The sequence below is a fragment of the Sphingomonas sp. KRR8 genome (assembly GCF_023559245.1).
GTDB lineage: Bacteria > Pseudomonadota > Alphaproteobacteria > Sphingomonadales > Sphingomonadaceae > Sphingomicrobium.
Map to the genome: position 1 here is coordinate 372,652 of NZ_CP097462.1, position 11,509 is coordinate 384,160.

11 protein-coding genes are annotated in these 11,509 nt (G+C 64.6%); 5 read left to right on the forward strand and 6 right to left on the reverse strand.

Translation table 11 applies throughout. The features are described 5' to 3' along the window. Nucleotide 1: 1 nt before the first annotated feature. A complete protein-coding gene (locus M8312_RS01895; protein WP_250118703.1) occupies nt 2-751 on the reverse strand; it encodes a fatty acid desaturase in 750 nt (249 codons plus the stop codon). 95 nt (nt 752-846) lie between these two features. Next, the gene (locus M8312_RS01900; RefSeq protein WP_250118704.1) at nt 847-1,599 is read right to left on the reverse strand and encodes a TSUP family transporter; all 753 of its coding nucleotides are present in this window, start codon (nt 1,597-1,599) and stop codon (nt 847-849) included. A 47-nt stretch (nt 1,600-1,646) separates the two neighbouring features. On the opposite strand from M8312_RS01900, the gene tgt reads away from it, so the two are divergent. Together tgt and M8312_RS01910 are read left to right on the forward strand one after the other, a co-directional pair. Then, complete coding sequence (gene tgt, locus M8312_RS01905; RefSeq protein ID WP_250118705.1) at nt 1,647-2,783, forward strand: tRNA guanosine(34) transglycosylase Tgt; 1,137 nt, start codon at nt 1,647-1,649, stop codon at nt 2,781-2,783. 2 nt (nt 2,784-2,785) lie between these two features. Beyond that, on the forward strand, nt 2,786-3,733 hold the full coding sequence (locus M8312_RS01910; protein WP_250118706.1) for a polysaccharide deacetylase family protein: 948 nt from the start codon (nt 2,786-2,788) through the stop codon (nt 3,731-3,733). A gap of 24 nt (nt 3,734-3,757) precedes the next feature. Here M8312_RS01910 and M8312_RS01915 read toward each other — a convergent pair whose 3' ends face one another. After that, nucleotides 3,758-5,155 (reverse strand): methyl-accepting chemotaxis protein, encoded by a 1,398-nt coding sequence (locus tag M8312_RS01915; protein ID WP_250118707.1) that lies wholly within the window; start codon nt 5,153-5,155, stop codon nt 3,758-3,760. Nucleotides 5,156-5,274: 119 nt separating this feature from the next. Between M8312_RS01915 and M8312_RS01920 the strand changes: the two genes are divergently transcribed. Further along, nucleotides 5,275-6,456: a vWA domain-containing protein gene (locus tag M8312_RS01920; RefSeq protein WP_250118708.1), complete on the forward strand. Its 1,182-nt coding sequence runs from the start codon at nt 5,275-5,277 to the stop codon at nt 6,454-6,456. Nucleotides 6,457-6,472: 16 nt separating this feature from the next. Here M8312_RS01920 and M8312_RS01925 read toward each other — a convergent pair whose 3' ends face one another. After that, nucleotides 6,473-7,717 (reverse strand): M24 family metallopeptidase, encoded by a 1,245-nt coding sequence (locus M8312_RS01925; RefSeq protein ID WP_250119816.1) that lies wholly within the window; start codon nt 7,715-7,717, stop codon nt 6,473-6,475. After that, nucleotides 7,704-8,327, reverse strand: coding sequence for a glutathione S-transferase family protein (locus M8312_RS01930; RefSeq protein WP_250118709.1), 624 nt, complete (start codon nt 8,325-8,327; stop codon nt 7,704-7,706). The genes M8312_RS01925 and M8312_RS01930 overlap by 14 nt, the downstream gene beginning before the upstream one ends. A gap of 109 nt (nt 8,328-8,436) precedes the next feature. Between M8312_RS01930 and M8312_RS01935 the strand changes: the two genes are divergently transcribed. Continuing rightward, on the forward strand, nt 8,437-9,705 hold the full coding sequence (locus M8312_RS01935) for a multidrug effflux MFS transporter (RefSeq protein ID WP_250118710.1): 1,269 nt from the start codon (nt 8,437-8,439) through the stop codon (nt 9,703-9,705). A gap of 129 nt (nt 9,706-9,834) precedes the next feature. Here the strand turns inward: M8312_RS01935 and recA are convergent, their stop codons facing one another. Further along, a complete protein-coding gene (gene recA, locus M8312_RS01940; protein WP_284070193.1) occupies nt 9,835-10,908 on the reverse strand; it encodes a recombinase RecA in 1,074 nt (357 codons plus the stop codon). A 250-nt stretch (nt 10,909-11,158) separates the two neighbouring features. Here recA and M8312_RS01945 point away from each other — a divergent pair, with 250 nt between their 5' ends. Next, entirely contained in the window at nt 11,159-11,497 is a 339-nt protein-coding gene (locus M8312_RS01945; RefSeq protein ID WP_250118711.1) for a hypothetical protein, read from the forward strand. Nucleotides 11,498-11,509: the final 12 nt, after the last annotated feature.

An 11,509-nucleotide genomic window follows, 5' to 3' on the forward strand; every position in this document is an offset into this window, starting at 1 on the left:
GTCAGACGTTCGGGACCGACAGGCGTCGCTGCCGCCTAACCTCCGGCAAGCGCCACCAGGGCGTGCCGGGGCTCAGATGATGCTCATGGTGGTAGCCAAAATGGAAGCAGGTCAGCAGCGAGGCGAGCCAGCGGTAATCGTTGGTTCGGCTGCGATGTTGATCGGCGAACGGCTGATCCTGGTGGCGGTGGGGAAGCCAGGTGCCGAAGGTGAACAGCTGCAATGAGGAGAGGATCGCGGGCAGCGCCCAGTAGAGCAGCACGTTGCGCACATCGGCGCCGAGCAGAAGCACGTACGTCCAGACCACGGCCGTGATCACAAGCGCCTCACGCCAGCCGAAATAGCGGCGCATGAAGCTCAGATACCAGGGCCAGAAACGGGTCGGATGCGGAGCGTGGAAGTCGGGATCCCGCTCGGTCCCGACATGCCGGTGATGGTCGAAATGCTTGGGGCTCAGCCGGTCCATCCAGAACCCTGCATAGAGCAGCAGGGTCAGCCGCCCGAAGGCGCGGTTCAGTGCCGGGTGGCCGGGCGCCAGACTGCCGTGCATCGCGTCATGGGCGACGATGAACAGCCCAACGCTTAGCCAGGTCAGCACGGGCACCAGCAAGGGCGCCCAGAGCAAACCGGCCGCACTCCACGGGTGGAAAAAGACCGCATACACATGGAGCGAGACGAAGGCGGCGATGATCAGCATGGCCAGGCCAAGGCCCACCCTCATCTGCCACTGCTGATCCGCCTTGCTTTGCATGCCGCTTATGTAGGCCCGTCCGCCCCGGTGGCCAAGCAGACCTTAGGAACGGGTGAGCGCGGCTGTGCTTGGGGTCGATTAAGCTCGACCGCCGTTCAAGCGAACCAGCCCAACAGCAAGCGCGCGGTCAGTCCGACGCTGGCGATGATCAGCAGCGGCCGGATGAGCCGAGCGCCGAACCGCATGGCCGTATGGCTGCCGAGCCAGCCGCCGCTCATCGCGCCAACGGCCATGCACAGGCCGAGCAGCCAGATGACTTTGCCGCCGAGCGCGAACAGCAGAACGGAGGCCAGATTGCTGGTCCAGTTGAAGAATTTGGTGAGGGCGGTCGCCTTGGTGAGGCCGTAACCTCTTAGCGCGACCAGCGAGCTGGAGAAGAAGCTGCCGGTGCCCGGTCCGAAAAAACCGTCGTAGAAGCCGATCGCGCCGCCGACGGGTGCATAGCCGCGGCTGCTCACACGGTGGTGCGCGTCTTCGTCCGTCATTCTTGGCGACACGAGGATGAAGAGGGCATTGCCGAGCAGCAGCAGCGGGATGATCAGGCTCAACCAGCGCGTGTTGACCTGCTGGACAACCAGCGCGCCGATGGCTGCGCCGACGAAGACCAGCACGGCGGCGGGGAGGTTGGGGCGCCAGTCGATCAGACCCTTGCAGCCGTAATTGCTCATGGCGACGGCGGTGCCGAACATGGATTGCAGCTTGTTGGTGCCGAGCGCGAACAGCGGCGGCACGCCGCTCATCAGAAGCGCGGGCATCATGATCAGTCCGCCGCCGCCAGCGATGGCGTCGATGAACCCCGTTATGAAAGCGACAGCGGTGAGGACGGGATAGAGCCAGACATGGATCATCGGCGCGGCTGTAGCGGCGAGACGCCGCACTCGCTAGGAGCGCGCCGGTGACTTCCCGCTTTGCCTTCAACATTGCCACCACGGATGGCCGCGCCCGTACCGGCACTATCGTCATGCGTCGGGGCATCATCCGCACGCCCGCCTTCATGCCGGTCGGCACTGCCGCCACGGTGAAGGCTATGCGGATGGAAGAGGTTCGCGCGGCCGGCGCCGACATCATCCTTGGCAATACCTATCACCTGATGCTCCGTCCCGGTGCCGAGCGCGTTGCCCGCCTGGGCGGATTGCACCGGTTCGGCGGCTGGGAGCGGCCGATCCTGACCGACAGCGGCGGTTATCAGGTGATGAGCTTGTCCGACCTGACCAAGGTCACGGAGGAGGGGGTCAGCTTCAAGAGCCACTTGGACGGGACTCGGCACATGCTGAGCCCGGAGCGGTCGATCGAGATTCAGCGGCTGCTCGGCTCCGACATCGTGATGCAGTTCGACCAGCTGGTGCCGACGACGTCATCGGCGGAAGACCAGCGCGCCGCGATGGAGCGGTCGATCCGATGGGGGAGAAGAAGCCGCGAGGAGTTCGATCGTGGTGAAGCCCATGCGGAGGGCGCGGCGTTGTTCGGGATCCAGCAGGGCGCTCTCGATCAGGATCTTCGCCGGACATCGGCCGACGGGCTGCGGGAGACTGGATTCGACGGATATGCGGTCGGCGGGCTGGCGGTCGGCGAGGGGCAGGAGGCGATGCTGGCCTGCCTGGACTTCGCGCCTGGCCAGCTGCCCGAGGACAAGCCTCGTTACCTGATGGGTGTCGGCAAGCCGGACGACATTGTTGAGGCAGTGCGGCGCGGGATCGACATGTTCGATTGCGTCCTGCCGACCCGCAGCGGACGGACCGGCCAGGCGTTCACGCTGGATGGCCCGATCAATTTGCGCAACGCGCGCTTTGCCGAAGACCAGGAGCCGCTCGAACCAGGCTGCCCGTGCCCCGCTTGCACCGGGTACAGCCGCGCCTATGTCCACCACCTCGTCCGTTCGGGGGAGATCCTCGGCGCGATGCTGATGACGCAGCACAACATCTGGTTTTACCAGCGGCTGATGAAGGATCTGCGCGGCGCCATCGCCCACCAGCGGCTCGATGCCCATGCCGCGACTTTCCTAGACCGCTACCGGCGACGGCAGGGCGCGTGAGCGTGCCCGCATTTCGGCACTTGCTGGCGGCGTTGCTGCTCTGCTGGGGCACGGGCGCGGTGGCGAGCGTGGGCGAGGTTGCGATCACCTTTGACGACCTGCCGGCACTGACCATCCTGCCCGACCAGTCCTATGTCGATTATCTCACCGAAACCCTGCTCCGCAAACTGCGCCGCAACCGCGTGCCGGCTATCGGCTTCGTCAACGAGGGCAAACTCGATGAGCTGGACCGACCCCGCCAGATCCTCGACCTCCGACGCTGGCTCGACGCCGGGATGGAGCTGGGCAATCACACATTCTCGCATGAGTCGCTGAACGACGTGGGCGTTCGCGCTTATGTCGCTGACATCGTCAAGGGCGAGGAAGTCACCCGCCCGATGCTGAGCGAGCGTCACCAGAGTCTGCGCTACTTCCGGCCACCCTACCTTGAGACCGGGCGCACACCGGTCATTCGCGAAGCGGTGGAAAATTGGCTGGCGCACCACGGCTACCAGCTCGTGCCGGTGACGATCGACGCCGACGATTGGGAATTCGCGGAGCCATATGACGACGCGATCGCCCGTCGCAATAAGCGGCTGCAACAGCATATCCGGGCGGAATATCTGGCCCACACCGCCCGCCACATCGCCTGGTCGCAGCGCAGCGCCCGAATCCTGTTCGGACGCGACATCGCGCAGATCATGCTGCTGCACGCGACGCGGCTGAATGCTGACACCTTCGACGACCTCGCCCGGCTGCTTCGCCGGGCCAGACTGCGGCCGGTGAGCGTCGAAGCGGCGATGCGCGATCCGGTCTACGACCAGCCGAGCACCTACGCCGGGACCGACGGCATCGACTGGCTGGAGCGTTGGGCGTCGACGCGAAAGATCGCCCTGCCGGACGAGGGCAACGACGATCCGCCAGCCGACATCGTTGCCGCCTACAAGCGCGTCGACAACGATCTGAACTGAGAAGCACTTGTAAGGAGCGCGGGTTTACTCGTCGCGGTAAGCGAGCTCGAAATTGCCCCAGCGGCGGCCGTTGACGAACAACGGCACGAACACGTTCTTCACCGCGATGTTCTTGTCGCCCAGTTCCATCCGGTAGGTCATCAGCATCGCCGGTTTCTCGCTGGCGATCGCAGCGCGGGTCTGCTCGTCCATGAAGATGCGCCGGTTGCGGCAGTGGGCGTCGTTCCATACGGGATCGCTGCCCGGCTGCTGGCAGCGCTCGCTTAGGTGCGTCGGCAGGAAGCCGTCGACGTTGGTGATGGCCGAGCCGATCACCCGCGCATCGCGGATTTTGAACTGGTCGAGGATCGGCCGGATGTGCGCGTCCGCGAAATCGCAGAAGCGGTTGTCATATTGCACCGGGTTGCGGCCGGGGATCGGCACGTAAGTGCGGTCGAACACATCGTCCATGCCGATCTCGCCCGCCGCGACGCCGCGCTCGGTGGCGGCCGCGATTGCCTTCATCGCGTCCTGCGCGAGCATGATCATCGGCGTATCGTCGATCTCGGCGCCCGAGTTGGCGAGTGTGTCGAGCATGGTGTTGCTCATCATCTCCAGCTGCGACAGGCGCTTCTGGGCGATCATCAGCGCGCCGCCATTCTCTCGAGCGTCGGCGGCGAAGTCGGTCAGCGACGCCTTCACCCGGTCGACGCTGGTCTGGATCATGCTGGTCGAGTGAGCGATGCCCTCGGTCTGGCGGTCGACCATGGAGACGATCTCGGTCACTTCGCGGACGGTGTCGCCGATTTGTCCGAAGCCCTTCTGCGCGGCGCGGCTGCGTTCCACGCCAGTCTTGATCTCGGTGGTAACGGCGCCGGCCTCGCGGGTCAGCTCACCGATGGTAAGACCGATCTGGCTGGTCGCGGCGCGAGTGTCGTGGGCGAGCTTCTTCACTTCGGCGGCAACCACCGCGAAGCTGCGCCCGGCGTCGCCAGCGCGGGCAGCCTCGATGGTCGCGTTAAGCGCGAGCATGTTCGTCTTGCGGGCGATCGCTTCGATGGTCGAACTGACGGTCTGGACCTGGTTCATCGCCGATGCGAAGCCGGCCATTCGCTCACCGAGCTGGACCACCAGTTCCGTCAGGCCCTTGAAGCCGGCGATGGTGTCCTCGATCGCGGCCCGTCCGGCGTCGAGCTTGCTCTTGGCCTGTTCCGACAGGAGGCGAGCCTCGTCGGTCGAGTCGGCCACGCGGGCCTGGTCACCGAGCAGGCGCGTGGTGACGTCCTCGAGCGCGTCGAGGGTCTTGAGGTGATCGGAGATGCGCTTGCCGACGTCCTCGACATAGCCCGCGACATCCGAGCATTCGATCGACAGTGACCCGCAATCGCGGGCGACCGTACGGATCGCATTCTCGGTAATCTGCTCGATTCCGGCCGTCGCCATTTGCCTTCGCCATCCCACTCGACACTGTTGGCGGTTGTTCTTGGCGCGAACCTCCTACCGTCAGGTTAACCCTGCGCGGCCGCTCGCCATCCGGACGGTCCGCCGCTACACCACGCCCCATGTTCATCACCTTCGTGGATGCGCTGCGGCGCGGGGGCATTTCCGCAAGCTTGAAGGAGCATCTCATGCTTCTGGAAGCGCTCGACGCAGCAGTGATCGAGCGTTCCCCGGAAGAGTTCTATTACCTTGCCCGCTCCGTTTTCGTACATGACGAAAGTCAGCTCGACCGCTTCGACCGGGTGTTCGGTGAAGTGTTCAAGGGGCTGATCCCGGCGGAAGGCGAGGACCTGACCGCGCAGATTCCGGAAGACTGGCTACGGGCGGTGGCCGAACGCTATCTCACTCCCGAGGAGATGGAGGCGGTGAAGTCGCTCGGCTCCTGGGACGAGATCATGGCGACGCTGAAGAGGCGGCTCGAGGAGCAGCAGGAACGCCATGAGGGCGGATCCAAGTGGATCGGCACCGGCGGTACCTCGCCCTTCGGCCACGGCGGCTACAATCCGGAAGGGGTCCGGATCGGTGGGCCCGGCAAGCAGGGTCGTGCGATCAAGGTGTGGGAGAAGCGCGAGTTCAAGGACCTAGACGACACGCGCGAACTCGGCACCCGCAACATCAAGGTCGCGCTGCGCCGGCTCCGCCGCTTCGCGCGCGAGGGACGGGCCGACGAGCTGGACCTAGACGCCACCATCGACGGCACCGCGCGACAGGGCTGGCTGGACGTCCACTTCCGGCCGGAGCGTCACAATGCCGTAAAGGTGCTGCTGTTCCTGGATATCGGGGGGTCGATGGACGGTCACGTGCGGGTGGCGGAGGAGCTGTTCTCCGCCTGCCGGACCGAGTTCAAGCATCTGGAGCACTTCTACTTTCACAACTGCATCTACGAAGGGGTCTGGAAGGAGAATCGCCGGCGCTGGACCGACCGGACGCCGACCTGGGACATCCTCCACAAGTTTGGCCACGACCATAAGCTGGTCATCGTCGGCGACGCCGCCATGAGCCCCTACGAGGTGAGCCATCCCGGCGGCTCGATCGAGCATATGAACGAGGAGAGCGGGGCGGTCTGGCTCAAGCGGCTGACCGACACCTACCCGGCGGCGGCGTGGATCAACCCGACGCCTGAGGCCTATTGGGGCCACAGCGCGTCAACCGGGCTGATCCGGCAGCTGATGAACGAGCGGATGTATTCGCTGACGCTCAGCGGGCTCGACGAGGCAATGCGCGAGCTCAGCCGAAAGAAGTAAACGGGCCTCGATAGGTTCAGGCGAACGGCTGATCGATGCTCGGCGGAGGCACGCTGAACCAGGCGGGGCCGGTCGCGGTCATGTGGAAGCAGTCCTCCAGCCGCACGCCGAACTTTCCGGGAATGTAGATCCCCGGCTCATTCGAGAAGCACATGCCGGGAGCCAGCGCGGTGGTCTCGCCGTGGACTAGGTTGACCGGTTCGTGGCCTTCCATACCGATGCCGTGCCCGGTGCGATGGCTGAGTCCTGGGAGGGCGTAGCCCGGGCCATAGCCCCACGCTTCATATTGGCGCCGCACCGCGTCATCGACGGTGCCGGCCGGAGCGCCCACCCGGGCGGCAGCGAAGGCGATGGCCTGACCTTGGCGGACCTGGCCCCAAACCTTGCGTTGCTCGGGCGTGGGATCCGCGCTGAAGACGAAGGTGCGGCTGATATCCGACTGGTAGCCGTGCACCGCGCACCCGCAGTCCATCAATACGATGCTGCCGCGCTTGACCTCCTGCGGGCGTCCACTGCCGTGTGGCAGTGCGGCAGCTTCGTCGATCAGCACCAGCGCCCAAGTGTCGGAGCCGCCGAGTTCGCCGACGATCCGCTCGAAACGCGCGGCGATGTCGTGGTTGGATTCGCCAAGCTTCACCTGGGCGTGGGTCTGCTTGAGAGCCTTGATGGTAATGTCCGAGGCGTGCTGCATCAGCGCGAGCTCAGCCGCCGACTTGCGCATGCGAATGGGGCGGACCAGAGCGGCGCCGTCCGCAAGCCGTGCGGTCGGCAGCAGACGCCGAACACCATCGACGATGAATGCTCGGGTGGTTTCCTCGAAGGCAATGGGAAGCGCCCCCACGCCCCGGCTCTTGAGATAGTCGGCGACGGGAACGTAGGGGCTTTGATCCTCCTGCCACGGCCTGATCTCAAGCGGAAGCTGCAGGCTTTCGGAGACGGAAGGGCGCTCGAAGAAAGGCGTGATGATGATCGCCGCGCCCGACGCCGGCACCACGGCCATCGTGGGGCGCTCGCTGCGGTGCCATTGAATGCCGGTGAAATAGTCGAGAGCCGGACCGGATTCGATCACCAGTGCGCCGATGCCCAGGCTCTGCATGCGCTGCTGGACATCCGACAGGCGCCGCTTCCGTTCGGCCGCGCCGATCGGGGGCGGCGAGCCGGAGCGCGACCGGGTCTGGGCACCCGCGGAAATCGGGGAAGCGGCCAACGTCGCCAGGCCGCCGACCAGCGCGTTGCGGCGAGTGAGCTCAAGCATATGCATAGGGACCACCGGCCTTTAGCGCCCGCTGGTAGGCCGGCCTCTCATGGATACGCTGGAGCCAGGCCCAGACATGCCGGCGTGAGGCATCGAGCCCGGCGCGCTTGGCGGCTGCTTCAAGCGGGAAGCTCATCATGATGTCGGCCCCGGTCAGTTCATCGCCCGCGAAATAAGGTCGGCCCGACAGCTCTTGGTCGCAATAGTCGAGGTGGCGGTCCAGCATCCGCAGGATCGGTTTTCGCGCGGGGAGGCCAAACAGCCCCAGCCGCTTGATCACCAGCAGGACCAGCAGCGGCGGCATCAGCGACCCTTCCGCATAGTGTAGGAACTGGCGGTAGCGAAGCTTGCCGCATTGATCATCAAGCGGTCCCAGGCGCCCGCCCGCCTTCTCGATCAGATATTCGACGATCGCCCCACTTTCGGCGATCACCATGTTGCCGTCCTCGATCACCGGAGACTTGCCCAGCGGGTGCAGCCGGCGCAGTTCCGGTGGCGCGAGCATCGTCTTGGGATCACGTTGGTAGCGCTTGATCGTATAAGGCAGGCCAAGCTCCTCCAGCAGCCAGAGAATGCGCTGCGAGCGGCTGTTTTCAAGATGATGGACGACGATCATCGGGCAAGTCTGGCATGGCTTGGCTAGTCACGCCAGTAGGCGACGATCTTGCGAAATCGTCACGCTGGCTGGAACTTGGCGGTGTGGCGGTCCATTGGGCCTGACTTCCATGCCTTTCACCCTTCACCACCTGCCCGGCAGCGGGCCGCGACCGGGCGCGCGCGAGATGGTTGCCCTGCTGGCCGCGCTAATGGCCCTCAACGCGATCGCCATCGATTCCATGATCCCGGCGTTGCCTGACATTGGCGCGCACCTCCATGTCACCGAAGAGAATCGGCGACAGCTGATCATTGTTATCTACATGCTGGGGTTCGGCTTCGGGCAGTTGCTATGGGGACCACTGGCCGACCGCTTCGGCCGCAAGCCGATCCTCACCGCCGGGATCACCGCCTACGCCGTTTTCGCGAGCCTCTGCTCCATTGCTCCCAGCTTCGAGGTCCTGATTGCTGGCCGATTGCTGCAGGGGGCGTCCGCCGCGGTAACTCGCGTGCTGGTGGTGGCGATGGTTCGCGACCTGTTCGAAGGCGAGGCGATGGCGCGCGTGATGAGCCTCACCTTCATGGTGTTCATGCTGGTGCCGGTACTGGCGCCAAGCTTCGGCCAGGCCATCCTCGCCATTGGACCGTGGCAGGCGATCTTCTGGGCTCTGGCAGGCTATGGCGTGCTTCTGGGCGTGTGGAGCTATCTCCGCCTGCCGGAGACGCTGCACGCCGAATATCGCCGCAGCCTCAAACTTGGTGAACTGTGGGAGGCCGCGCGAAAGGTGCTGAGCGAGCGCCAATCGCTGGGCTATACGCTGGCGCAGACGGCGTTCTTTTCGGGGCTGGTCGCCTATATTTCGTCCATTCAGCAGATCGTCTTCGATACCTTCGATGCCGCGAGCCGGATTGGCGTCGTGTTTGGCGCGGTGGCCGCTCCGATGGCGCTGGCCGCCTTCATCAACAGCCGCTTCGTCGGACGGCTTGGGCTCCGGCGCGTGGGACACCTGGGGGTCGTCGCATTTGTCGTGATTACCAGCCTCCATGCGCTGGCCGCGATGCTCTGGAGCGAGGGGTTGGGGGAGTTCGTTGTGCTGCAGGGGCTGACGATGGCGAGCTTCGCCTTCACCTCCTCCAACCTCAACACGCTCGCGATGGAGAAGATGGCGCCCATCGCCGGAATGGCGAGTTCGATCCAGGGACTGGCCAGTACGGTGCTGGCCTCGGCAGCCGGTTTCGCTATTGGGCAGAGCTTTGACGGAACCCAGCGGCCCTTCCTGATCGGGCTGGCGGTGTGCGGCTGGGTCGGCGCTCTGCTAGTGGTGTTAACTGATCGTAAGCGCCTATTCGAGCGACTGCCCAAAAGGGCGGGCGGCGCCAGGGTGGTTGCGGCGGAGTAGGGAATTGGCGCCTAAAGACCGTCATGGGCAAATCCACCACGGCCTTTCCGGAACGGCAAGCCGGCGTTCGGATGGCTGACTTCGACCAGGCCGAACTCGCTTGCGCAAGCCCGGCCTAGTCACGGCAACTCAGGCGTCGTCCTCCGGACCGGCGCCAACCATTAGTGCCTCGCCAACTTCATCCTTCCGGCCGCGAACCGCATTCTCGATGCGGTCGGCAATGTCGGGGTGCTCGCGAAGGTATACCTTGGCATTCTCGCGGCCCTGGCCGATCCTGATCGAGTCGAAGCTGAACCAGGCGCCCGATTTCTCTACCAGCCCGGCCTTGACGCCGAGGTCGAGGATTTCGCCCACCTTGCTGACACCTTCGCCATACATGATGTCAAATTCGACCTGCTTGAACGGCGGCGCGACCTTGTTCTTCACCACCTTCACGCGAGTAGTGTTGCCGACGATATCGTCCTTGTCCTTGATCTGCCCGGTGCGGCGAATGTCGAGGCGCACGGAAGCGTAGAACTTCAGCGCGTTGCCGCCGGTGGTCGTCTCCGGATTGCCGTACATGACGCCGATTTTCATGCGGACCTGGTTGATGAAGATGACCGTGCAGCGCGAGCGGCTGATCGAGCCGGTCAGCTTTCGCAGCGCCTGGCTCATCAGACGCGCCTGAAGGCCGACGTGGCTGTCGCCCATCTCGCCCTCGATCTCGGCCCGCGGCACCAGCGCCGCGACGGAGTCGACCACCAACACGTCAACCGCATTCGAGCGGACCAAGGTGTCGACAATCTCCAGCGCCTGCTCGCCCGTGTCGGGTTGCGAGACGATCAACTCGTCGATGTTGACGCCAAGCTTCTTGGCATAGACCGGGTCGAGCGCATGCTCAGCGTCGACGAAAGCCGCCGTTCCGCCGATCTTCTGCGACTCTGCAATCGAATGCAGTGCAAGCGTGGTCTTGCCCGAGCTTTCCGGACCGTAGATCTCGATAATCCGTCCGCGCGGCAGGCCACCGACGCCAAGCGCGATGTCGAGCCCAAGCGAGCCCGTCGACACCGTTTCGATTTCCATCTTCTCGCGGCTGCCCAGCTTCATCGCCGAGCCCTTGCCGAACGCGCGGTCAATCTGCGCCAGCGCCGCGTCCAATGCCTTCTGCCGATCCGTGCTCACCACATCCCCGCTCATTCCGACGACCTTCAACTGCGTTGCCATCGCCCTCATCCTCTCGTCAGCACCCGCGGAATTAATTCCGCAATGGAGCCGATGTACTCTATTCGTTCCTTAAGAACAAGCAGAGAACAAAAGATGGGGGTCACAGCATATTTGGGCCGAGCAACCTCTTGATACCGCACCAGTCGCCCCCCGCAAGGTCAAAGTGAACCGACGGCTGCTAAGCTTAGAAAAGAGAACCATATAGGCGAGAAAAGTTGACATGTAGGAGTTCGTCTGACCTTCTCGCCGCATGAACCATCAAGGCGCGGATCGTTCGAATTCGGAGGTGGAGAGCGCCGGCACAGCCGATCCGCTCGAGCATCATTACCAACGGCTCGAGCTTGCGCTGGTCATGGCCGCGACATCAGCCCTGACCGGGAGCAGCCTTCCCGACGGAGCACCGGTGGTCAGTGCGGAAACGGCGGTCAAGCTGCTGACCCTGCGCGGAGCAAGCGCCGCGCGCTCCTCTGCTGGCGGTCGGTTGCCGCAGGTCGATCCCGCCCAACTGCGTCGAACCCTCGCAGCGCGGATCATGGCGGTGCGCCACGTGACGGCTCATCCTTCGACGCCGAACGATGACCCAGAGTGAAACAAGGTGAGC